At 61.3% G+C, this 22,715-nt stretch carries 22 protein-coding genes and 2 tRNA genes; 13 read left to right on the top strand and 11 right to left on the bottom strand.

Annotation, left to right across the window (positions count from 1 at the left end; genetic code table 11):
• Positions 1–25: 25 nt before the first annotated feature.
• Positions 26–1,399 (top strand): glutamate--cysteine ligase, encoded by a 1,374-nt coding sequence (locus ACYU8T_RS11875; protein ID WP_097090614.1) that lies wholly within the window; start codon positions 26–28, stop codon positions 1,397–1,399.
• 1 nt (position 1,400) lies between these two features.
• Here ACYU8T_RS11875 and ACYU8T_RS11870 read toward each other — a convergent pair whose 3' ends face one another.
• The 3 genes from ACYU8T_RS11870 to ACYU8T_RS11860 all read right to left on the bottom strand — a co-directional run bounded on the left by ACYU8T_RS11870 (position 1,401) and on the right by ACYU8T_RS11860 (position 4,251).
• A complete protein-coding gene (locus ACYU8T_RS11870) occupies positions 1,401–2,702 on the bottom strand; it encodes a methyltransferase family protein (protein ID WP_461159553.1) in 1,302 nt (433 codons plus the stop codon).
• A gap of 46 nt (positions 2,703–2,748) precedes the next feature.
• Positions 2,749–3,339, bottom strand: a complete 591-nt coding sequence (locus ACYU8T_RS11865) for a DUF1345 domain-containing protein (protein ID WP_461159552.1) — start codon at positions 3,337–3,339, stop codon at positions 2,749–2,751.
• A 336-nt stretch (positions 3,340–3,675) separates the two neighbouring features.
• Positions 3,676–4,251 (bottom strand): peptidase S14, encoded by a 576-nt coding sequence (locus tag ACYU8T_RS11860; protein ID WP_097090611.1) that lies wholly within the window; start codon positions 4,249–4,251, stop codon positions 3,676–3,678.
• Positions 4,252–4,387: 136 nt separating this feature from the next.
• Between ACYU8T_RS11860 and ruvA the strand changes: the two genes are divergently transcribed.
• The 3 genes from ruvA to ACYU8T_RS11845 all read left to right on the top strand — a co-directional run bounded on the left by ruvA (position 4,388) and on the right by ACYU8T_RS11845 (position 7,884).
• Positions 4,388–4,996 (top strand): Holliday junction branch migration protein RuvA, encoded by a 609-nt coding sequence (ruvA, locus tag ACYU8T_RS11855; RefSeq protein WP_097090610.1) that lies wholly within the window; start codon positions 4,388–4,390, stop codon positions 4,994–4,996.
• On the top strand, positions 4,993–6,012 hold the full coding sequence (gene ruvB / locus ACYU8T_RS11850) for a Holliday junction branch migration DNA helicase RuvB (protein ID WP_201515377.1): 1,020 nt from the start codon (positions 4,993–4,995) through the stop codon (positions 6,010–6,012). The genes ruvA and ruvB overlap by 4 nt, the downstream gene beginning before the upstream one ends.
• Positions 6,013–6,141: 129 nt before the next feature.
• Complete coding sequence (locus ACYU8T_RS11845) at positions 6,142–7,884, top strand: AMP-dependent synthetase/ligase (RefSeq protein WP_461159805.1); 1,743 nt, start codon at positions 6,142–6,144, stop codon at positions 7,882–7,884.
• 3 nt (positions 7,885–7,887) lie between these two features.
• On the opposite strand, the gene ACYU8T_RS11840 is transcribed toward ACYU8T_RS11845, so the two are convergent.
• From ACYU8T_RS11840 to ACYU8T_RS11830, 3 genes are read right to left on the bottom strand one after another with little or no spacing between them, the layout of a single operon-like run.
• Positions 7,888–8,295: a hypothetical protein gene (locus tag ACYU8T_RS11840; protein ID WP_097090608.1), complete on the bottom strand. Its 408-nt coding sequence runs from the start codon at positions 8,293–8,295 to the stop codon at positions 7,888–7,890.
• 58 nt (positions 8,296–8,353) lie between these two features.
• Positions 8,354–9,076, bottom strand: coding sequence for a hydroxyacylglutathione hydrolase (gene gloB / locus ACYU8T_RS11835; protein WP_461159551.1), 723 nt, complete (start codon positions 9,074–9,076; stop codon positions 8,354–8,356).
• A gap of 4 nt (positions 9,077–9,080) precedes the next feature.
• A complete protein-coding gene (locus tag ACYU8T_RS11830) occupies positions 9,081–9,515 on the bottom strand; it encodes a VOC family protein (protein ID WP_247232207.1) in 435 nt (144 codons plus the stop codon).
• Positions 9,516–9,618: 103 nt separating this feature from the next.
• Here ACYU8T_RS11830 and ACYU8T_RS11825 point away from each other — a divergent pair, with 103 nt between their 5' ends.
• On the top strand, positions 9,619–10,323 hold the full coding sequence (locus tag ACYU8T_RS11825) for an SIMPL domain-containing protein (RefSeq protein ID WP_461159550.1): 705 nt from the start codon (positions 9,619–9,621) through the stop codon (positions 10,321–10,323).
• A gap of 14 nt (positions 10,324–10,337) precedes the next feature.
• On the opposite strand, the gene ACYU8T_RS11820 is transcribed toward ACYU8T_RS11825, so the two are convergent.
• Together ACYU8T_RS11820 and ACYU8T_RS11815 are read right to left on the bottom strand one after the other, a co-directional pair.
• Positions 10,338–11,195 (bottom strand): tetratricopeptide repeat protein, encoded by an 858-nt coding sequence (locus ACYU8T_RS11820; RefSeq protein ID WP_461159804.1) that lies wholly within the window; start codon positions 11,193–11,195, stop codon positions 10,338–10,340.
• The gene (locus ACYU8T_RS11815) at positions 11,192–11,947 is read right to left on the bottom strand and encodes an alpha/beta fold hydrolase (RefSeq protein ID WP_097090603.1); all 756 of its coding nucleotides are present in this window, start codon (positions 11,945–11,947) and stop codon (positions 11,192–11,194) included. The genes ACYU8T_RS11820 and ACYU8T_RS11815 overlap by 4 nt, the downstream gene beginning before the upstream one ends.
• 143 nt (positions 11,948–12,090) lie before the next feature.
• Here ACYU8T_RS11815 and ACYU8T_RS11810 point away from each other — a divergent pair.
• The 4 genes from ACYU8T_RS11810 to ACYU8T_RS11795 all read left to right on the top strand — a co-directional run bounded on the left by ACYU8T_RS11810 (position 12,091) and on the right by ACYU8T_RS11795 (position 17,314).
• Positions 12,091–12,177, top strand: a tRNA-Leu gene (locus ACYU8T_RS11810).
• 507 nt (positions 12,178–12,684) lie between these two features.
• Positions 12,685–12,864, top strand: coding sequence for a hypothetical protein (locus tag ACYU8T_RS11805; protein ID WP_461159803.1), 180 nt, complete (start codon positions 12,685–12,687; stop codon positions 12,862–12,864).
• A gap of 311 nt (positions 12,865–13,175) precedes the next feature.
• The gene (locus ACYU8T_RS11800; protein WP_461159549.1) at positions 13,176–15,335 is read left to right on the top strand and encodes an acyltransferase family protein; all 2,160 of its coding nucleotides are present in this window, start codon (positions 13,176–13,178) and stop codon (positions 15,333–15,335) included.
• A gap of 614 nt (positions 15,336–15,949) precedes the next feature.
• Positions 15,950–17,314 carry an aspartate aminotransferase family protein gene (locus ACYU8T_RS11795; RefSeq protein WP_461159548.1) on the top strand — a complete coding sequence of 455 codons (1,365 nt, stop codon included), beginning with the start codon at positions 15,950–15,952 and terminating at the stop codon, positions 17,312–17,314.
• Positions 17,315–17,461: 147 nt separating this feature from the next.
• Here ACYU8T_RS11795 and ACYU8T_RS11790 read toward each other — a convergent pair whose 3' ends face one another.
• Both ACYU8T_RS11790 and ACYU8T_RS11785 read right to left on the bottom strand, forming a co-directional pair.
• Complete coding sequence (locus ACYU8T_RS11790; protein WP_236575076.1) at positions 17,462–18,166, bottom strand: LuxR C-terminal-related transcriptional regulator; 705 nt, start codon at positions 18,164–18,166, stop codon at positions 17,462–17,464.
• A gap of 575 nt (positions 18,167–18,741) precedes the next feature.
• Positions 18,742–19,293, bottom strand: a complete 552-nt coding sequence (locus ACYU8T_RS11785; protein ID WP_461159547.1) for an outer membrane protein assembly factor BamE — start codon at positions 19,291–19,293, stop codon at positions 18,742–18,744.
• An 87-nt stretch (positions 19,294–19,380) separates the two neighbouring features.
• On the opposite strand from ACYU8T_RS11785, the gene ACYU8T_RS11780 reads away from it, so the two are divergent.
• The 3 genes from ACYU8T_RS11780 to dinB are packed head-to-tail and all read left to right on the top strand — an operon-like array spanning position 19,381 to position 21,558.
• Positions 19,381–19,896 (top strand): ubiquinol-cytochrome C chaperone family protein, encoded by a 516-nt coding sequence (locus tag ACYU8T_RS11780; protein ID WP_461159546.1) that lies wholly within the window; start codon positions 19,381–19,383, stop codon positions 19,894–19,896.
• Positions 19,893–20,423: a YceD family protein gene (locus tag ACYU8T_RS11775; RefSeq protein ID WP_461159545.1), complete on the top strand. Its 531-nt coding sequence runs from the start codon at positions 19,893–19,895 to the stop codon at positions 20,421–20,423. Before ACYU8T_RS11780 ends, ACYU8T_RS11775 begins: the two co-directional genes overlap by 4 nt.
• 55 nt (positions 20,424–20,478) lie before the next feature.
• A complete protein-coding gene (dinB, locus tag ACYU8T_RS11770; protein ID WP_461159544.1) occupies positions 20,479–21,558 on the top strand; it encodes a DNA polymerase IV in 1,080 nt (359 codons plus the stop codon).
• Between the two features lie 6 nt (positions 21,559–21,564).
• Here dinB and ACYU8T_RS11765 read toward each other — a convergent pair whose 3' ends face one another.
• Complete coding sequence (locus tag ACYU8T_RS11765) at positions 21,565–22,359, bottom strand: DUF1134 domain-containing protein (protein WP_201515396.1); 795 nt, start codon at positions 22,357–22,359, stop codon at positions 21,565–21,567.
• 232 nt (positions 22,360–22,591) lie between these two features.
• On the opposite strand from ACYU8T_RS11765, the gene ACYU8T_RS11760 reads away from it, so the two are divergent.
• Positions 22,592–22,684, top strand: a tRNA-Ser gene (locus tag ACYU8T_RS11760).
• The last annotated feature ends 31 nt before the right edge of the window (positions 22,685–22,715 follow it).

Below are 22,715 nucleotides of genomic sequence, written 5' to 3'. Positions count from 1 at the left end.
CAAGGGGGGCAAGACAAGGCGGGGCATGAGCACCAGAACCGACTCAGGGGGACTCGATCCCGTCATCGAAAGCCGCGATCAGCTGATCCTGGCCTTTTCCAAGGGCGCGAAGCCCAGGGAGCGCTGGCGCATCGGCACCGAGCATGAGAAGTTCGTCTATTCCAAAGCCGATCATCATGCGCCCTCTTATGACGAGCAGGGCGGCATCCACACATTGCTGATCGGCCTGACCCGCTATGGCTGGAGCCCGGTGTTCGAGGGCGACAATATCATCGCGCTGTCGGGCTCTGACGGGACGGTCAGCCTGGAACCGGCGGGGCAGCTGGAATTGTCCGGCGCGCCGCTGGAAAATCTGCACCAGACCTTCGCGGAAACGGCGCGGCACCTGGAACAGGTCAAATATGTCGGCGGCATGCTGGGCCTGGGCTTCCTGGGCCTGGGCATGTGGCCGGACAAGACGCGCGACGAACTGCCGGTGATGCCCAAGGGGCGCTATGACATCATGCTGCGGCACATGCCACGGGTGGGCACGATGGGCCTCGACATGATGCTGCGCACCTGCACCATCCAGACGAACCTCGATTATGGCAGCGAGGCGGACATGGTGCAGAAGTTCCGTGTCAGCCTGGCGCTGCAACCGCTGGCGACGGCGCTGTTTGCCAATTCTCCTTTCACAGAGGGCAAACCCAACGGCTTCCTGTCCTATCGCAGCCATATCTGGTCGGATACGGACCCGCACCGGACGGGCATGCTGCCCTTCGTGTTCGAGGATGGCTTCGGCTATGAGCGTTATGCGGACTATGCGCTCGATGTGCCGATGTATTTCGTCTATCGCGACGGCCGCTATATCGATGCGGCGGGCCTGAGCTTCCGCGACTTCCTGGATGGCAGGCTATCGGTGCTGCCGGGTGAAAAGCCGACGGAGAAGGACTGGGAGGATCATCTTTCGACCGCTTTCCCGGAGGTGCGGCTGAAGAGCTTCCTGGAAATGCGCGGGGCCGATGGCGGAAGGGCCGATCGGATCACGGCGCTGCCCGCATTCTGGGTGGGCCTGCTCTATGACCAGGGCGCGCTGGATGCCGCATGGGATCTGGTGAAGGACTGGACGATGGAGGACCGGCAGATGTTGCGCGACGCGGCGCCGAAGCTGGCGCTCGACGCGCCGGTTCCCGGCGGGCGCAAGTTGCGGGATATCGCCGCTCAGGTGCTGGATATCAGCCGCAGCGGGCTCAAGGCGCGGGCGCGGCTGAACGATGGCGGCGCGGATGAAGCGGCCTATCTGGCGCCGCTGGACGCGATCGTCGCGGCGGGGCGGACGCATGCCGAAGAGTTGCTGGAGCGCTATCATGGCGACTGGGCGGGCGATCTTTCCCGCGCCTATGCCGACGAGAGCTTCTGACCTATTCCGCTGGGTTGAGCGCCGGTTCGGCCTTGCGCCCGCGCCCCGTCATCCAGGCGAAGAGGCGGGGCACGGGGGCGTTGCGCTCCATCCAATCACTATAGGCGCGGTAGGCGGGGTCAGTGGAGAGGTGCGCCTCCTCCGTCCGCGCGCGCCAATAATAGACGGCGTTGGTGATCGCCAGCATCGCGCAGTTGCGCACCATGTCGGTGAGGCTTCCCGAAACCGTCAGGAAGGGTAGCGCGGAAAACCACCAGAAAAGATTTTTCGAGAGATAAGCCGGATGACGGCTCCAGCGATAAGGGCCGTGGGTCAGGATGCCCCTATGGGTAAGGTTGGAAAAGCGGATGCCGAAGACGACCGTCGCCCAGGCGTAAATGGCGGTCAGCAGGACCAGCCAGCCGCCGAGCAGCCATTGCAGCGCCCTGTGCCCTTGCGTCCACACGTCCCATTCCGCGCCGCCCGCATGATAGTCCAGCGGACCCCCTCCCCCCATCAGCACGAAGGGCGGATAGCAGATAAGCGCCGCTACCCAGCCAGCGAGCAACGGATTGGCTGACCGGATGTGGGAATCGAGCGGCTTGCATGTCAGCAGATAGCCCACCGTTGCCATGCAGACATCGATCATGAACATGACCGCGATCAGGAAGGCCGCCAGGCTCACCGGGTTGGCGAAGGCATGATCCAGCCGCCAGTCGACGATGCTGGCGAAATTGCCCGGCACGATGGAGAGCATGAAGGCAAGGAAGAAGCCCTTGACCGCCCAGGCGCGCGCATGATTGGCGACCTGGGCCATGTCGGGTTTCCCTGCTGCGCCGCCGATGACCCATTGGCCAAAAGCGTAGGTCGCGTCACGAGGCTCAACCAGCCGCCGGTCGAGCCATGCGACATAAGGAAAGGAAAACAGGAGCAGCCAAGGGGCGGCGTCCATGAACAGGTCCATGGAGTAGCGATAGTTGCCGTTCCAATACCAGCGGGCGAGACAGTAGAAGATAGCGATCGCCAGCCATGTCGCCCAAAGTCCGGCGACCTTTACGAGGCTGATGTCGAGCACGGCGCGCAGCCGCCGGGATGGCGCCTGCCAATCGATGCCGGTCGAAGCATTGCGATGAACCTTGTCCACCAGCAGCGACCAAAGGACCATCGGAAGGCCGCAGGCGACGACCGCGGCAAAGCCCGCATTGGGGCCGTTCATGCCATAATGCCGGGCCACCATTGCCCAAAGACCCAGCCCCGCGAGGCCAACAAGGCCGACGCCATGACTGACGGCGGATGGGGGGCAGGGGTCGGCAGCAGGAGGCATGCTCGCGCTTATGCCTGCAAATGGTAAGCAAGCCGTGAAGCTTGGCTCAGGCACCTCCGAGCACGTTGATGGTGAAGGCGAGGATGCCGAGATTGAACAGAAAGGCAGCGAGGCAGTGCGCCGTGACGACCTGGCGCATGGGCGTGCCGGTGACCGTGACGTCCGAGGTCTGAAATGTCATGCCGAGGGTGAAGGCGAAATAGACGAAGTCGCTGTAGCCGGGCTCCGGCGTGCCGGGAAATTCGAGCCCCTGGCTATCTGAACCCTGCGCATCGGCCAGATAGAAAAGATGCGCATAGTGCATGGCATAGACAAGGTTCGAAAAGAGCCAGGCGAGCGCCAGTGTCACGAGCAGCAGGGCTATGACCGCCGCGTTCGGGCCGCCATGCTGGCTAACGGCAGCGCCTACGGCAACCAGAACGACCAGTGAGACGATACCCGTGAGAAGGAGCATGAGGCGGCGATTGGCGTCGTTCACTTCGGCATTGCGGCGCATGCTGTCCGGATCGGCATGGACGAGCGACGCTGCGGCGGCGATGAAAGCGGAAGAGGCACAATCGAACCCTGCCATCACCGCCTGATGCCAAGGCATCATCAGGCCGAAGGGCAAGGCCGTCGCCAGAAGCATCAGGAACATCCCATAGCGCCAGGGGAAAAGTGCGCGAGGCAAAGAGGCAGGCTTCATGTCCATCAGGAAGCCGCAAAAAACGGAGGCTGGCAAGCGTGTGCTATTTCTGAGAGCGCCCGTTGGCCCTGCCTGCACAAAGAGGAGCGAACAGAAGGATTTCAGGATCGCACCTCAATCGGCTTTTCTTTTCACTACCGTTCGCGCTGAACTTGCTTCTCCTACCGTTCGCCCTGAGCTTGTCGAAGGGTTTTACGTTTAAAATGAGAAAGGCTTCGACAGGCTCAGCCTGACGGGCTTTTAGTTTTTCGGATCAATTTTAGTTTTCAGATCAAATGCTGCGCGCTTCTAGAGCACCGCTGCCACCAGACCGAGCGACGCAGCTTCATTGGCTTCCAGATACCAGTTTTCGGGGGCGCGGCGCAGGACTTCCTCAAGCGTGATGTCGGAACCAAGGATAAGGTTCGAAAAGCCCTCATTCTGAATGGCGATCGAAGATTCAATCTCGTTGAGCGCAGCTTTGAGCGGCGCGATGCAGGTCGTGAGCGGCCCCTGCAAATGGATGTCTTTCGTGATCAGCCGCTCATGGATCATGACCCGCGTCCCGCGGGTGAGATAGCGGTTCTCCTTAGCGAAGAAGCCCATGAAGGTAGCTCCTGCCGAATAGACGGCGGTCTTGCCAAGGAAGACGAGTCTGCGGCCAGCACTGAGCTCAGAATGAAACCGGATATCCTCGCCCATCATCCGGGCGATTTCGGGATCGCCCCCCAGCGTCGCGATTTCTATTACCACCAAGCCTTCAGAAGGAGCGGCGGCGAGTGCATCCTTGAAGTGCAGATACATCGCCTGGTCCACAGGGCCGGAAAGGCGAATGGCGGGGCAGACGAAATCCTGAGGCGAGAGCAGCGGCGCTTGCATGGACATCAATGGCTTCCTGAAAAAAGGGAGGATTTCGCTGCATTACGCCCAGCAGACCAAATGGTGCCGTGACAACACGCTTTTGACTGGCGCTGCGCTGGAGACGCTGTAAAGAACAGACCATGACCAAAGGGTGCGGGGCATGATCGCGAAATTGAAAGGGCGGCTGGACAGCACCGGGCTGGACCATGCGATCATAGATGTGGCGGGCGTGGGGTATCTGGTCGGGGCATCGTCCCGGACGCTGGCTGCGCTGGGGCCGGTGGGCGAAGCCGTGACCGTGCATACCGAAATGCTGGTGTCGGAGGATTCGATCCGGCTCGTCGGTTTTGCGCGCGGTGAAGAGCGCGACTGGTTCCGCCTGCTGATCGGCGTACAGGGCGTGGGGTCGCGCGTGGCGCTGGCCATTTTGTCGGCGCTTGAACCAGCCGAACTGCATCGCGCGGTGGCGACGGGCGACAAGGCCATGGTGGCGCGCGCCAATGGCGTCGGCCCCAAGCTGGCGCTGCGCATCGTCAATGAACTCAAGGACAAGATCGGCGCCGCGCCGGGCGCGGGTGGAATATCGGGCGCCGGCATCATCCCGGCGACTGCCGGAGGGCTCGGCGCGGATGCCGTGTCTGCGCTTCAGAATCTCGGTTTCAAGCCGGTTGAGGCCAGCAGCGCGGTTGCCGCGGCGGAAGAAGAGCTGGGTGAAGGCGCGACGCTGGATGCGCTGGTGCGGCTGGCGCTGCGGAAGGCGGCCAAGTGAGCGAGGACCGGTTGATCGCCTCGACGCGCCGTCCCGAGGATGTGGACGCAGCGCTGCGGCCCAAATCGCTCACCGAATTTATCGGGCAGCAGGCAGCGCGCGAAAATCTGCGCGTCTTCATCGAAGCGGCGAAGCAGCGTGGCGACGCGTTGGACCATGTGCTGTTCTTTGGCCCGCCCGGCCTTGGCAAGACGACCCTGGCGCAGATCGTTGCGAAGGAGATGGGCGTCGGCTTTCGCGCGACATCGGGCCCAGTGATCGCCAAGTCGGGGGATCTGGCGGCGCTGCTCACCAACCTCGACGAAGGCGACGTGCTATTCGTGGACGAAATCCACCGACTCAATCCAGCCGTGGAAGAAGTCCTCTATCCCGCGATGGAGGACCGGGCGCTCGACCTGATGATCGGCGAGGGGCCATCTGCCCGGTCGGTGCGCATCGACCTGCCCCGCTTCACGCTGGTGGGCGCGACGACCCGGCAGGGACTGCTGACGACGCCGCTGCGCGACCGTTTCGGCATTCCGGTGCGGCTGCAATTTTATACCGTTGAGGAACTGGAACTGGTGGTGCGGCGCGCTGCCCGGTTGCTCGACCTTGGCATCACGTCTGACGGAGCGATCGAGATCGCCCGGCGGTCCCGCGGAACCCCGCGCATCGCGGGGCGATTGCTGCGGCGGGTGCGCGATTTCGCGAACGTCGCTGGTGTCGAAGCGGTCGACGCCAAGGCCGCCGACGCGGCGCTCAGCCGTCTGGAAGTCGATCAACTGGGCCTTGACCTCATGGATCGCCGCTACCTGATGATGATCGCCGACATTTATCGCGGCGGGCCGGTGGGCGTCGAAACACTGGCGGCGGGGTTGTCGGAGCCGCGCGACACGATCGAAGAGGTGATCGAGCCCTATCTGATCCAGCTTGGCCTCATTGCGCGCACGGCGCGCGGACGCTGTCTCAACGGGCCGGGCTGGAAGCATCTCGGTCTCAATCCACCCAGCGGTCTCCAGGACGGGCTGTTCGACTGAAAAATGCGTGACCGCTACGGCAAGGCACGGCTATAGCGGCCGAAGGAGCGGATGCGCGGGTGATACGCGCCCTCAATCAAGGAGTTGCGCTGCTTGCGGGCGATCGAACAGTATCCCAATCTGGTGACCATGTTCTTCGCGCGGGCGAAGGAAATGGGCGACCTGCCTTTCCTGTGGCGCAAGACAGCAGGCGGCTGGAAATCGCTCAGCTGGACCGAGGTGGCGTTGCAGGTTGCGGGCCTTGCCGCTGCCCTCAAGGCACAAGGGCTGAAGCCAGGCGACCCCGTGATGCTGGTGAGCGAGAACCGGCCGGAATTCTGCATCGCCGACCTTGCCATCATGGCAGCCGGTTGCGTGACGGTGCCGACCTACACCACCAACACGACGCGCGATCATCAACATATCCTGACCGACAGCGGCGCGCGGGCGGTGATCGTGTCGACGGCCAAGCTGGCCCAGACGCTGATGCCCGCCGTCCTGCGATCGCAGGCGAGCTTCATCGTCGGCATGGAACCGCTGCGCGGCGCGCAGGGCGATCTGTCCTGCCATCTGTGGGCGGACATGATCGCGTCGCACATCGCCGATCCGGATGCCTGCGCGGCGGAGCAGACGGCGGGGCGGAACGACCTTGCCTGCATCATCTACACCAGCGGCACTGGGGGTGCGCCTCGGGGCGTCATGCAGCATCATGGCGCGATCCTGTGCAATATCGAGGGCGCGGGAAAGCTGGTGGCGGAGGATTTCGGATGGGGGGACGAGGTCTTCCTGTCCTTCCTGCCGCTGAGCCACGCCTATGAGCATAGCGGCGGCCAGTTCCTGCCGATCATGCTGGCGGGACAGATCTATTATGCCGAGGGGCTGGAGAAGCTCGCCAGCAACATAGAGGAAGCGCGGCCCACGATCATGGTCGTCGTCCCCCGCCTGTTCGAGGTGCTGCGGGCGCGGATCATCAAGTCGATCGAGAAGCAGGGCAAGTTTCCGGCCTGGCTTCTGGCCCAGGCCCTGCGGATCGCGGCCAAGGAGCGGAGGGGCGAGGGATCCATTGCCGACCTGCCGGTGAAGCTGTTGCTGAACCGGACGCTGAAACCCAAGATCGCCAAGCGCTTCGGCGGGCGCATGAAGGCTCTGGTATCGGGCGGCGCGCCTCTCAACCCTGATGTCGGACTCTTCTTCGATGCGATGGGGCTGACGCTGCTACAGGGCTATGGCCAGACGGAGGCCGGGCCGGTCGTCAGCTGCAACCGGCCGGGCGTTGGCATCGCGATGGACACGGTCGGACCGCCGTTGGACGGGGTCGAGGTGAAGATCGCCGATGATGGCGAGATCCTGGTGCGCGGGGAACTGGTAATGCAGGGCTACTGGCGCAACGCGGCGGAGACGGAGAAAGCGCTGAAGAACGGCTGGCTGCATACCGGCGACATCGGCGAGATCGACCACAAGGGCCGGATCCGGATCACCGACCGCAAGAAGGACCTGATCGTCAACGACAAGGGCGACAATGTGTCGCCTCAGAAGGTCGAGGGCATGTTGACGCTGCAACCCGAGATCGGCCAGGCGATGGTCTATGGCGACCGGCGGCCGCATCTGGTGGGTCTGCTGGTGCCGGATGCCGAGTGGACGCGCGAATGGGCGCTGGCCGAAGGGAAGACGGTCGATCAGGTCACTGGCGATGCGCAATATATCGCCGCGCTAAGGGCAGCGGTGGACCGGGTGAATGAAGAGCTTTCCGTGACCGAACGGGTGCGCCGCATCATCCTGGCCGACGAGCCCTTCACCATAGAAAATGGCGAGATGACACCGTCGATGAAAATCCGCCGCCATGTCATCAAGGCGCGCTACAGCGAACAGCTGGACGCCTTGTATAAAGGTTGAACGTCAGCGATCCGGCGTGCGATAAGGTGTGAAGGAGCCAAGCGCACAACCGCCCGTGATGGACCCGGTAACCAGATCGGCGCTGCGCACGATGTCGCCACGGCAATATTGAGACCCGGCGCCGGTCGGCCTGATGACGAGCGTGTCGCCCCGGCCGAGTCCAGTGCAACTGCCATTAAGGTCGTTGCGGTAGACGAGGCGTCCGCTTACCCGGTACAGCAATACGCTTTCGCTGATCGCGGTAAGGCTGGAACCGGGATAGCGGCTCACGCAACTGACCGGCTCACCAGCGACCTTACCGTCCAACGCGGCTTCCAGCCGGTCGGCTTGCTTTTCCGTAAGACGCGCGGGTTCGTCACCACCCGCGCACGCTGCCAGCATCAGCGGCGCCAGACACATCCATGCACGCATGGCACTTCTCCTGCACTTGTCTCCGCACGGCGGAGCAATCGCGGTAACGCCCGAACCGTCAGGCCGTATCCTTGGCCGTGCGTCGACGGGCGAGTTCCTGCACATCATTGGCGCGCATGAAGATATTGGTCGCGCGCTCAAGGCCGATGGTGGTGGGCACGGTTGCTTCTCCCCGCGCCCGCGCCTCATCCACCTCGGCCATACGCGCCGCCAGCGCTTCATTGTCCGGCTCGATCGTCAAAGCGAAGCGGCCATTGCCCTGCGTATATTCATGCGCGCAATAAACCGCCGTCTCGTCGGGCAAGGCGGCGAAGCGGGCCATGTTGGCGAACATCTGGTCGGCCGTCCCTTCGAACAGCCGCCCGCAGCCCATCGCGAACAGCGTGTCGCCGACAAATATGATGCGATCGGAGGCGAGATGATAGGCGATGTGACCGGCGGTATGGGCGGGCACCTCCATGACCGTCGCGACATGGCCGCCGATGCGTACCTCGTCGCCCTCGCCCACCTGCCGGTCGAGCGCACCGATCTTGGCGGCCTCCGCTGCGGGTCCGGTGATCCGGCAACCGGTCGCGGCCTTGATCGCCGCATTGCCGCCGACATGATCGCCATGCCAGTGCGTGTTCCATATCTGGCTTATCGCCCATCCCCGCTCCGCCGCCGCAGCCAGCACGGGTTCCGCCACGGCGGGGTCGATCACGACCGTTTCGCCGCTGGCATCATCATGCAGCAGCCAGACATAATTGTCGGACAGTACGGCTACGCGCGCGACGCTCAGCATGGGATTACCAGACGCCCGTGTTCGGCATGGACGCCCAGGGTTCGGCAGGCTCCAGATGACCGTCCTGCAACAGTTCGATCGAGATATTGTCCGGCGTGCGGACGAAAGCCATATGGCCGTCGCGCGGCGGCCGGTTGATGGTAACGCCCGCATCCATCATACGCTGGCAGACGTCATAGATGTTGCTCACCCGATAGGCGAGATGGCCGAAATTACGGCCCTCGCCATAGTGTTCAGCAGGCGTGCCATCTTCCGCTGGCCAGTTATAGGTCAGTTCAACCTGAGCATCCTCGTCCCCCGGCGCGGCGAGAAAAACGAGTGTGTAGCGGCCGCTTTCATTGTCGAAGCGCTTTTGCTCCTCAAGGCCCAACAGCTTGAAGAAGGCGACTGTGCGATCGATGTCGGTCACACGGATCATGGTATGAAGATATTTGGTCAAGCAGTCGCTCCATTCGTCGCCAGCAAGCAACGGTTCATCTCGGCAGTGGCAGGGTCGCTGCCAAGATAGGGCGGCACAGGCATCGATGAAAGAGGAGACGCGAATGGCGCTGGAGTATCGCGACAAGGTGCTGCTGGCTTGTGCCGGGCTGCTGACGCTGGGATTGGTCAGCGGCGGCTATTTGCTGGGTGATGGGTTGAAGCGGGCCAGGGCCGCCGATCGGTCCGTCACGGTCCGCGGCTTGGCGGAGCGCAATGTCACGGCTGACCTCGCTACCTGGTCGATCAGCTATGCTGCGACGGGCTTTGATCTGCCCGCCGTACGCGCGGAGATCGACAACAATACGCGGGAGCTGAAGGCCTATTTTACAAACCTGGGCTTCAAGCCGGAGGCGCTGACGCCCACCGGCGCTGGCGTCAATCAATATATCAACAACGGCGTCAACACGATCACCATCACCCAACGCATGTTGTTGCGCACGACCGACATCGCCAAGGCGCAGAAGGCAGTCGCGCAACAGTTCGATCTGGTCCGCCGGGGCGTCACATTACAAGAGGGGTCGGGCATGCGTTACAGCTTCACCAAGCTCAATGACATCAAACCGCCCATGATTGCCGCCGCGACCCGCGATGCGCGCGCGGCGGCCGAACAATTTGCCCGCGACAGCGGCGCCAGCGTAGGCGGCATCAAGAGCGCGACCCAAGGCTATTTCTCCATCGATCCGCGCGACGGCGAGGCGGACGGGTCCAGCGATACGCCCTACAAGAAGGTGCGCGTCGTCACGACCGTGGACTTCTACCTCAATTAGGGCGTGTTGGCCGTTCAGCGAGCCGGAGCGCCTGTAGGCAGCCGGGCGAGATTGTCGGCAGCGGCCTTTCCAGCGGGGGATTTAGGGGCGAGCTTGATCGCGCGCTGCCAGGCCGACCGCGCGACATCGTCATGGTGGGTCAGGACTGCGATGTTGCCCTCCTCCAGCGCGACGGATGCATCATCGGGGGAAAGCTGCACCGCGCGCGCAATATGCGCCTGCGCGAGCTTCAGCTCTCCAGACCGACGCGCGAGTGTGGCCGATAACAGCCAGGCAAGGGGATCCTGCGGTACTTGAGCGAGCGCCACATCGAGCGAGTCCCGCGCTTCCTTGGCGTCGCCCAACGCCACGAGGGCCCGTGCGCGATCGAGATAGGTCTCGCCCTTTTCAACGCCATCGGGCAAGCCGCGCGCCAAGGCCGCATCGAAACTGCTGCGCGCCTTTGCGGCATCGCCTGCCGCCAGCGCGGCGTTCCCCGCCTGCGCCCACAACCGGGCGCTTTGCGCCATCTCGCCGCTCCGTTCCGCCTCATCGGCGGTCTGCTCGAAGGCGACCATGGCGGGCGCCCACCGCTCCGCGCGGGCATAAGCGAAACCCATGCAATGGCGCGCGTAGAAAGAGCCTCCTTCAATCCGCCATTTCTGTGCGAAGGCTACACCTTTGTCGGGGGACGCGAGCGCTTCATCAAGGCAGGCCTGAAATGGCGCGGCATATTTTTCCGGAACGGGAATGCGGCCATCGGCAGCGGAGGAGCCGCTCGGTCGCGGGGTGGACGCCCGCTGCTCCTCCTTCTTGGGCCGGTTCATCACCGCTTCGATTTCGGGATCATAGGCTTGCGGCGTCAAGAGCAGCAGCGGGAGAAGGAGCATCAGAGAATATCCAGAAGGCTGCCAAGGGTGTTGATCAACAGCGTGATGTCGCTGTCACGCGACAGGCGATGATCGCCATCCTTAACGAGCAGCGTCTGCACATCATATGAATGCAGGCGCTGGGAAAGCCGCAGGGCCGTCTGCCAAGGCACGTCGCGGTCCTCTTGCCCCTGCAGCAGCCGGACGGGGCAGCTGATCGGGATTGGCCGGTCGAGCAAACGAAGCGCCTGGCCCGACTGCCAGAAAGCGAGCGTAGTCACAAGCGGCTGGTCGCCATAGGGCGTGGGCTCGCGCAACTGGCCCTCCGTAGCCAGCAGCGCCTTGTCCGCGTCGCTGAAGCCCCATTCGGTAAAATCCGGCGCCGCGGCGATCCCGACCAGCCCGGCAATCCTTTCGGGACGAGCCAGCGCGATGAGCAAGGCGATCCAGCCGCCCATCGACGATCCCGCCAGCAGCAGCGGCCCGTCCGTCAAAGCGTCGATCAACAGCAACGCATCGTCACGCCAACTGGCAAGCGTACCATCCTCGAACCGGCCTTCGCTCGCTCCGTTGCCGCCATAGTCGAGCCGCAGCATCGCCCGGCCAGTCCGTGCCGCCCAGGCGTCGATGGCGATCGCCTTGCCGCCTTCCATGTCGGACATATAGCCCGGCAGGAAGACGATGGTCGGGCCGGAACCCGGGCGATGCCGATAGGCGAGGCGCACGCCATCGGCGCGGGCGAACGACGCCAGCGGAACTGCTGAAATAGGGTTCATCGGCTATCTCCCACCGACCTTTGATGCGGCTTGCATGAAGCCAATAGACGCTGGCGCGCGGAAAACCAGAAAGGAAGAAAATAATAGCTCCGATGGAATTGACACTAGGCAGACCAACGGCTAATCGCGCCGTCCTACCCCGTGCCCAGATGGCGGAATTGGTAGACGCACCAGCTTCAGGTGCTGGCGATCGCAAGGTCGTGGAGGTTCGAGTCCTCTTCTGGGCACCATTTTGTTCTTCCGGGAACGTCCGAGGACTTTCCGGAAATGGCTGAATCCCGTCGATTCTTATGCTATAATCGTCCGGCGAAATTCGGGGGGATACGGCACCAATGGGGAACAATTCGGGTATCTGTGATGGTATCGCTATCCTCTTCTTTTTTAGCCGCTATCTAAACCGCAATCCTCTTTGCGACAGCCGTGGCAAGCGCGAAGCCGCCGACAAGGACTATAAAGCTCAGCGACACCGCGGGGCTATATCTGCTCGTACGTCCTAAAGATCCTAAGTTATGGCGCTTGAACTATGTCCACTTGGCAAGCACCGCAAGCTGGCCTTCAGCGCCTGGTCCGAGGTCGGCCTCGCCGACGCTTACGGCAGGCGCGACGAAGCGCGCCTCGGGGGCTAGACTCCACCTACGCGCGAGGGGAAAGTCACGCGGACCAAGGCGCGCGTCGAGGAGAACGACACTCTCAAGACGGTCGCAAAGGAGTGGACCGCCAAGAACGAGCGCAAGAACATCGCCGAGATTAGGCTCAGCAAGATTCGTTGGCTGGTCGGCATGGCCTTTCCAAAAATCGGCAATCGGCCGATCGCCAAGATCACTACCCAGGAAGTGCTCACCCTCCTCATTCATTCAAGGCGACCGGCTTGTCACTTTAGACTTACTCACAATGCTCGCCGCTACGGTCCCCAATAACTTTTGCCGCGTAATGCATCGCAGCGCACATTTCGAGCCGGGCTGCTTTCGCCCTTAGGCAGAGCGGTAGTGCACCGGGCCACGAGGTCCAGCACATATGCAATGCTGATCGAAGCCAAAACAGCGGGGCAAGGATGAGCGGTAAAGACGGGTGGTTTGGCGAGTTAAGGCCCAACCCCTGGCGTTGGGCTGCTGCCGCCTTGACCCCGGCATGCCGTGACAGCCTGACGCCGCGAAGGGGATCACGCTGTCACGGGCGTGCCGAGCGCTTGGCCATCATAGCTGTGCGGGCTACGTAAGGAGTATCGCTGATGTTTGGAACGAAGGAAGCCGCGCCGATACTTCTCAGGGATCGCTCCGGTGGCGACTTCACCGCCTTCGCTAGGGAGGAGGCACCTTCCACCCCTGTCAGCAGCGCTCCGACTTTTCGCTACCGTCGTGAGCTCGATGGTGTGCGCGCCATTTCGATCCTGCTGGTCATCTTCTACCACGCGCGGATAACGGTCGCCGGACTTGATGTTTTTCGGGGCGGCTTCATCGGCGTGGACGTCTTCTTCGTGATTAGCGGATATCTGATCGGGACGATCACCTTGCGGGAGCTTTCCGCGGGCAAATTCTCTTTCATCCGGTTCTACGAACGGCGTGCACGGCGAATGTTTCCGGCGCTCTACGCAGTGCTCGCGCTGACCACTATCCCGGCATGGCTGTACATGCTGCCGGAAGCGTTCAAGGATTACTCCGCAAGCTTGGTGGCGGCTGTCGTATTCGCATCGAACTTCTATTTTTGGGACTCGGTCAGCTATGATGCGGGCGAGACGAGCTTCCAACCGCTCATTCATACATGGTCCCTAGGAATAGAAGAGCAGTTTTACCTATTCTTTCCGCTGCTGATGGTGCTGGCTTACCGCTATGCGCGCGGCTGGATCACGGTGCTGCTCGTGCTGGCCTGTCTTGCCTCGCTTGTGCTGGCTGAACATATGACTGCCACGGCGCCGGACTCTTCTTTCTTCCTGTTGCCCTTCCGCGTCTGGGAACTGGGAGTTGGAGCCCTGCTCGCCCGGCGCGAACAGCTGCATGGGCGGCACGTATCCCCCACGCTTGGCTGGGTGATGCCGATGGTTGGCATTGCCCTGTTGGTGACGGCCGTGACAATAATGGGACCGCATTGGCATCATCCCGGCATAGCTACCCTTATCCCCGGAGGGGCGACCGCGCTGCTGATCTGGTACACGGGACAGGACGATCCGGTCACTCGGCTGCTGTCATCGCGGATCCTGGTCTTTTTCGGCTTGATTTCCTATTCGCTGTATCTTTGGCACCAACCCATTCTAGCCTTTGGCCGACTGGCCTCTATCGATAATCCAAGCAATGCTCGCTTGCTCTTGTGGATCATGGTGTCGATCATTCTGGGAGCAACCACTTACTGGCTGGTGGAAGTACCGACGCGGAACCGTAAACGGACCAGCAGCGTCGCAATTTGGTCCATGTCGCTGGCGGGCGCGCTGCTGCTGGCTGCGCTGGGCCTCTATGGTTATAGCCAGCAGGGCATGAAGGAACGCTTCTCCCCACAGCTGAAGCCGATCGCACAGGCGTCGGAAATCGTCGAGGCGAGCATATTTCAAAAGGGCAAGAGCTGTCACAATTATGATCCGGCGAAGGGCCCATGCATATTCCCCGGACCCAACCCTGAAGGGTTCAACCTGATCAGCGCCGGAGATTCTTATGGGCGCACCTTGACCACGCCTGCGTCCAAGGGGATCGCGCATTACGCTGACTTCGCGTCCTTCACGCCGCTGAGCCGCGGCGGCTGCCAGTTTCTGCTGGACGTGCAGCGATCCGATGGCGTGTCCGTCAGCTGCCCTGCGGAATATAACAAAACCCGTATGGACTATATATTGGCGCAAAAGCGCGCGATCGTTGTGATCCTGCTTCGACTGCCGATGCTGCTGGAGCATTCACGGTTCAACAATGGCGAAGGCGGCGTCGAGCCCGGCCATGACCATCCCTATCTGTCACGGACGGGAGAAAGGATCCCTGCGAGCAAGGCCGTAGTCGGTCAGTCACTATCCCGCACCGTCGGCACCTTGCTGCGCCGGGGCGTGAAGGTCGTGCTTGTCTATCCGGTGCCCGAGATGGGCTGGAACGTGCCGCAGATACTGCTCGCACGTGCACGGTCAGGCGCAGCGGCGCACATTTACGATCCGGTGTCAGTGTCCTATTCCGGGTTCCGGGCGCGCACGCGCCAAACCTATGAACTGTATGACGCTTTGGGACAGGACGTCAACTTGCTGCGGGTCTATCCTGAAAAGCTATTCTGCGGTCAGGACCGGTGCTTCGCGAACAAGGGCAGGCAGATATTCTATCGCGACAATAATCACATAAGCTATCGCGGGGCGATCATATTGAACACAGCGATCATGGATGCCATCGCGAAGCGCTGGGGCTCGGGCGCAGCTGCTCGCGGAAGTTAATCGGCGAGTGTCAATGCCGAGGAAACTGTCCACGAATGCGACGTGAGCGACCCGATGAGCGGTTTCAAGCGACATCGGAAAGGGGCCCCTTAGCGACACCTAAGGCTGGTCCCGTTTCATGATGGTTCGCTGCCTGCTGGTTCAAGCGACTCCGCCGCATTTCGCGTGATTGGTAGCTGTAGCCGCAGATCGTGATCACATGTCACGGCCTCATCAGGCGGCAAGCGCCAGAAATTGTGATTAGTTTCCCAACGAAATAAAAAGTGATCTCCTTACTCAAACAATGGGCATTCCTCTGCTGCCGTTGTATCCTAAAAAACGAGCGCGCTCAGGCAGTTGGTGCATTTCCCTGGGAAATGCCAGATGCCAGCAACTGCTGCGATCCAAGCTCCGCCACAGGTCAACAATCTTCCAGATCATCTGTTGATAACTGTCCACAAAATCGCTTATGACGCAGGCGGGCAAGCTGCTTACCTGCAAGATGCGCCGACGTATGCGACCGCGCATGAATGAGGTACGTCGATACCCACATGTTTGGCGCATAACGGCTGTCGGACGCTCGTCCACGGGATGGCCGCGAGAGTCAGTTCTTAACGATCGGAAGCACGACGATAATGTACGATCCCAGCGAAAATGCCGCGGCTGATATTGCAGCTCACTTCCATTCCTTCACGAACCTGGCGGCCCATCCTGAGGTCGGTCCCCTTGTCATAACCAAGGGTGATGGCGTGTTCGTGGAAGATGACAAAGGTAACCGCTATCTTGAGGCGGTGTCGGCGCTGTGGTGTGCTTCGCTGGGCTTCAGCAATGAGCGTCTTGCCAAGGCAGGAAGCGATGCGCTGCGAGGCTTGCCTTATTATCACACCTTCACCGGCCGCTCCAATCCAACCGTGATCGAGCTGGCCAACAAGCTGCTGTCTGTCGCGCCTGTTCCGATGTCGAAGGTATTCTTCGCAAACAGCGGATCTGAAGCCAACGACTCCGCTGTGAAGATGATTTGGTATTATCATAATGCCATTGGCAAGCCGGAAAAGAAGAAGATCATCGCCCGGCTCAATGCCTATCATGGCGTGACTGTCGCGTCGGCAAGCCTCAGCGGACTCGTCACGAACCATCGCGATTTTGACCTGCCGATCGCCAATATCCTGCATGTCGATTGCCCGCATTATTTCCGCTACGCCGAGCCCGGCGAAAGCGAAGAGGATTTCGCCACTCGCCTGGCCGACAATCTTGAAAAGCGGATTCTGGCTGAAGGTCCCGACACCGTCGCCGCTTTCTTCGCTGAGCCGGTGATGGGCGCGGGCGGGGTGATTCCGCCACCGGCGACCTATTTCGAGAAGATTCAAGAAGTTCTCGCCAAGTATGACGTGCTCCTCGTCGCGGACGAAGTGGTGTGTGGCTATGGCCGGACGGGCGAGATGTTCGGTTCGACCACCTTCGGCATGAAGCCTGACATTCTGACGACGGCAAAAGGCCTGTCCTCGGCCTATGCGCCCATCTCCGCAGTGATGGTGAATGAGAAGGTCTATGCGCCGATCGCCCGAAACAGCGGCACTATCGGAACCTTTGGCCATGGCTTCACCTATTCCGGCCACCCGGTGAGCTGTGCCATCGCGCTCGAAACCCTGAAGATCTACGAAGAAGATAATGTGGTCGGCCATGTGCAGTCACTGATGCCGCAATTCTGGAAAGCGCTGCGCAGTTATGAAGGCCGCAAATATGTCGGCGAAGTGCGTGGCGTAGGCCTGGTAGCCGCGATCGAGCTCTATGCCGATCCTGAGAACCGGACCAGCTTCGATCCAGCAGTAAAGGCGGGTGCACGCCTTGTTGAAATCGGGCTCACCCAAGGCCTGATCGTGCGGGCGCTTGGCGACACGATCGTCTTCTGTCCCCCGCTCATCATCACAGCGGAAGAGCTTGACGAGCTATTCGCCCGTTTCGAACGCACCATGGCGATCTTTGAAGAAACTATCGGCTGACCGGCAGGCGAGGGCCGCCGATGCGAGCGGCGGTCGCTGAGCTAGGATGCCGCTGCTGCACTTCGCCACATTAGGCGAAGTGCAGCATGCACCAATAGCGATCCTTTAGAGAATACTTGCCGCGGCTATCATAAACCGCGGTGTGGGTCAGGCACGGCTGAGAGGCATTGCGGCGATCTCAAGCTGTGGAAGCTGCGCAGGATGCGGGATCGTGACGTCCACGGGTACAACCGGCTCCACTTCGGGGACACGGCCGCGCATGCCGTGATTGGCTGCCCAGATGGCGGCTTGGGTGCGGTTCTTGACGCGGAGCTTGCGCAGCACCGCCTTCACATGGACCTTCACCGTCGCCTCGCTGATATCCATCCTCTTGGAAATGACCTTGTTCGGGCATCCCATGATGAGCCAGCGCAGGATTTCCAGCTCACGATCGGACAGGCTTGCAGCATCGACGGGCCGTTCCACCTCCAACGCATCTGTCAGCGTCGGCCGCGACTGCAATTCGTCGGCAAGTTGCGGCGGCAGGACGCGCTCACCCATCGCAACCAGATGCAATGTCGCCACCAGGCGATCGCAACTGATTTCCTTGATGATGTAACCCATCGCGCCCAGGCGGAAGGCCTTCAGCATGGTTTGGAAGTCAAACCGATCGGATAATAGTACCAGATAGGCGCAAGGGAATTTCCGCTGAAGAACGGCGACACTGTCGGCGTCCAGCTCTTCGGTTCCATTATCTATCAGGAGCAACGAAGGCCCCGTATCTTCCTCCGGCACCTCCACCTTTTGGAGTGCGGCGGCAATATTTGGATATTGATTAACCCGGAAGTCCCGCTCAGTGAGAATCCGGCTCAAACCTTCTCTTACGATTGCATTACCGCACAACAGACGCACATTGACTGGGTAAGCCATTGGGTAGTCCCCTCATGATCCCTTCCACTTTCGTTAGCAGGCCCCAAACGAAGCGTGAAAGACCAGTGATCAAATGCCTGCAGTGCAACCCTTTCTTTTCGTTTCAATAAGTTATGACTAGCATATTTACGACGCTAGAGTCCTGAACTGACCTATGGAAATTTAGGGTTAGTTCAACAACTCGCTAACTGATTGGTAAGATTGTGTATTTCGCTCTTAACCATGGGAGTTATGTCCTAAGCACAGCATCCCATGTAATACTTTGGGCTTACTGCGAAGAACGTGACTCGAGCATATGCCGGACGAACGATGGTTGCGAGTCTCTATTGGTTAACTTCAGCTGTTAACTATCTTTCCTAACAAGTCCAAAGACTTGCCCTGCGCCAAAAGCGAGGATGCGGCGCTCCTTTGCGGGTAGATCCTGCAGAGACTCGATAGAGCGAGGATTTCAGGTCACAGTAGGAAGGGCGTGCCGAACGTCAGGGCGTTTTCAAGCTCAATGACGCCTTCTTCGGCCGTCAGCTTCCGTTAGGGCCGCCGCCGGTATTGGTGCCGCCACCGCCGCCACCCATGCCACCGGCCCCTACTGCGCCGATATTGCCGAATATTTCGTCGAACAGGCTGCGATGGCGACCCAGTGTGGGCGTTTTGTCGCCGGACGGCGAAATCTTCGCCACCTGCTCAAGGCCCATGCGGTCAACCGCCACGACATTGCCCGCGGGGTCAAAGCGGACATGGAGCACCGTCTGCGCCACCGGCTTGGGATTGGAGAAGGCCAGCGCCCGCATGTCGCGCGACACATAATACCAATCCTGATCGCCGAATTGGGCAGTAAAGCTGGGTCGGCCCAGCGTCCCTTCTACCGAAGCGCGGTTGTCGATGCCCGGCTGGATCGAATCGACCAGCAGCTTGTCCACCTGATATCCCTGATGGGTGCGGATGCGCGAACAAGCCGAGGTTCCGAGCACGAGCGCGCCAAGGCCGACGGCAAGCAACAGATGTCGGCTGAACTGACGCATGAACTTCTCCTGCCGGGAAGGGACCCGGAAACCAAATACCAAAGCCGCCATTGCATCGCGCGGCCCGCCGATCAATATGGAATTGCGCGCCCCCCGGCAAGGGGCCTCCGCTCAGCTCAGCCAGGAAACCGTTTCGACATGCCAAAGCTTTTCCAGCGCCTGTTCGCGCGCACCGACCCCAAGGATGCGATGCAGCCGCTTTACCAAGCCGTCATCCGCGAAGGCCGCGCGCCGCACTGGTATATGGAAGGCCAGGTGCCCGACACGATGGATGGCCGGTTCGACATGATCGTCGCCATATTGGCGCAGGTGCTGATGCGGCTTGAAGCGCTCGGAGCAGCTCAGGAAAGCGTCTGGCTGACCGAATTGTTCGTCGACGACATGGACGGACAGTTGCGGCAGGAGGGCGTAGGCGACGTGGTGGTGGGCAAACATGTCGGCCGCATGGTGAGCGCGCTCGGTGGAAGGCTCTCAGCCTACAAGGCGGCGCTTCTGGGCGGGGCGGAACTGCGGGACGCCCTGGCGCGTAACCTGTACCGTGGGGCGACGCCTGCTGGAGACGCCGTGAAGCATGTCGAATCCCGGCTGAGGTCGCGCTGGGTCGGCCTTTCCACCTTGCCGCTCGACGCATTGATGGCGGGAGATATTGGATGACTAATCCTGCGCCCGAATTTTCTCGACCCGTTCGGGCCGACCAGATCGCGCGGCATGCGCAAGGCATGACCATCACCGCCGACGCCGGGGAGCGCGACGCGTTGGCGCGACGCTTCAACCTGACATCACTTGATTCACTTAAGGCTGATTATGCGTTGAGCGAACAGGACGGCGCCATCGAGGCACGGGGCCGGGTACGCGCAAGATTGGCTCAGCCCTGCGTCGCCACTGGTGTAGCGGTGCCGGAGACCATCGATACCGACTTCCTGTTGCGCTTCGTTCCGGAAGGTGGCGGTGCCGATGGTGGTGAGGAATTGGAGATCGATTCGGAAGATTGCGACACGATCGGCTATGACGGGCAGACGATCGACATGGGGGAAGCGGTCGCCGAGACGATGGCGCTGGCGATGACGCCTTATCCTCGATCAGCGGAAGCCGATGCTTATCTGCGGGAAGCGGGCGTATTGACGGAAGAGCAAGCAAGTCCTTTTGCCGTGTTGCAGTCGCTCAAAGACAATAAGCCCTGACGGACCGGCCTCCACGCGTTTCACTCTCCTGCTTGCTGTGGCATAAACCGCCTTCATGGACTCCCGGCCGCGCAAGATCATCCATATCGATATGGATGCCTTTTACGCGTCGGTGGAGCAGCGCGACGATCCAAATCTGCGCGGGAAACCCATCGCAGTAGGCGGCGGTGGGCCGAGGGGGGTGGTGGCGACGGCCAGCTATGAAGCGCGCGTTTTTGGCGTGAAGTCCGCCATGCCGGGCGCGCGAGCGCGGCGGCTCTGTCCGGACCTGTTGTTCGTGAAACCCCGATTTGAGGTGTACAGGGCGGTTTCCACTCATGTGCGTGAGATTTTCGCCCGCTTCACCGATGTCATTCAGCCCCTGTCGCTGGATGAAGCCTATCTGGACGTGACCGAAAACAAGGCAGGGTCATCGTCCGCCACCGCGATCGCGCAGCAGATCCGGCGCATGATCCGGGACGAAACCGGCCTTACTGCCTCAGCCGGCGTCTCCTACAACAAGTTGATCGCCAAGCTCGCATCGGATCAGAACAAGCCGGACGGTATTTGCGTGGTGCGGCCGGACGAAGGAGCGCGCTTCATGGCGCAGATGCCGGTCCGGCGAATCCATGGTGTGGGACCCGTAACAGCGCGGCGGATGCAAGCTTTGGGAATAGAGACAGGCGCCGACTTGCTGGCCCGTGACCTTGGTTTCCTGCAGCAGCATTTCGGGAGCGCTGCGCCTTTCTACTATCGCGCCGCGCGGGGAGAGGATGATCGGCCCGTCCATGAAAGGCAGGAGAGGAAATCGGTCAGCGTCGAAGACACGTTCTTCGATGACCTGATCACGAAGGACGCACTGGTCGCGGAAATCGACCGGATCGCGCAAAGCCTCTGGACGCGGATCGAGAAGAGCGGCGCCTATGGCCGCACTATCGTCCTCAAGATCAAGTTTGCTGATTTCCGGATCATCACCCGGTCAAGGAGCATGAACGCGCCGGTTCGCTCGCCAGACCTGCTGGCGGAAACGGCGCGCGCCCTGTTGGTCGCCCAGTTGCCGCTGCGGATGGGCGCGCGGCTGCTGGGCTTGGGTGTCCATAATCTTGATGCTGAGGAGCCTGTCGAACAAAGTCAGCAGCTCAGCTTCCCCCTGTGAAAGGGTTTAGAAGGGCAGCCAGTTGCGCTTTTCCGTGAACTTCATGTAACCGGCGTTCACCCCAAGCCGATACCCAACTCCGAGGCGGATGGGGATCAACACGACGCTGCCCCAGCGAAGATAGCTCGCCGTAAAGCCGCCAACCAGATAGGCCGTGCCTTCCGCCGCAGGGAAACGATGGTAAAGATCCTGCGTGTCGTAGAGATTATAGACCAGGACGAAGGTGTTGGCGGCGTTGCCCCCCACGTCGAAGCCGATCGACGGCCCGGTCCAATACACTTCCCGGCGCCCTTCCACCTTGTGGTTGAGCGTTCCCGATCCATAGCGCAGACCAACCACAAAGGCACCCGACGCTTCCCGGCCAGCGATATAGGCGTTGGGGCGGCCTTGATCCTTCAGGATCTTTTCGATCATGCCAGCCAGCCCCTCTGCCCCCTTGCCGAAGACGCCTTCGGCAGCGCCGATCAGGTCATCTTCCTGATAGGATTCGCTGGGGCTCAACGCAGCGGGCGGAGAGTTGGCGGTGACGGGAGCTCCCGTCGCTGTACTATTTGCCGTGGATGCCGAAGACTCCGGTGCCGCACTGCTCGCTGGCGGAACGCTATTGTCCACACCCGGTTCGGTCGGCGTGCTGTTCGCCTGCGGCACGGGCGCGAGATCAGCGTCAATCGCGCTGTTCGGATCGACCGTGCGCACCTGCGCCTCCGCCGCGAGCGGACTGAATGCCACCCCGGCAACGGCAAGCGTCCATGCGCCACGTCGTGCCACGCGAGCCGACACTCGCCTTACCATCCCGATCATGCCCGCTACTCCCCGACTTTGCCGCTCTTCGACCATCTATCAGATTATCGGAAGCCAAGCTGAAACGACAATGAACGAACGGCGACCCGAGTCGATTCCGGGCTGGAACGAATCCGGCAGCGAAGTTTGTAAGAATTTCATGGCATAGCCCGTTGCCTTGCGGGAAAGCCGCCGTTATAGCGCTTCTCGCCTAGCCGCTGTCCCGCCCCAAGCGGGCGTTCAGGCCATGTTTGGAGACGTGGGTGAGTGGCTGAAACCAACGGTTTGCTAAACCGTCGTACTGGTAAATCCGGTACCGAGGGTTCGAATCCCTCCGTCTCCGCCATCATTCCGATATTAGATCACAGCTGCGGCAA

This window comes from Sphingobium sp. TomMM35A (assembly GCF_054771735.1).
This window is presented reverse-complemented; position numbering and strand designations above follow the sequence as displayed.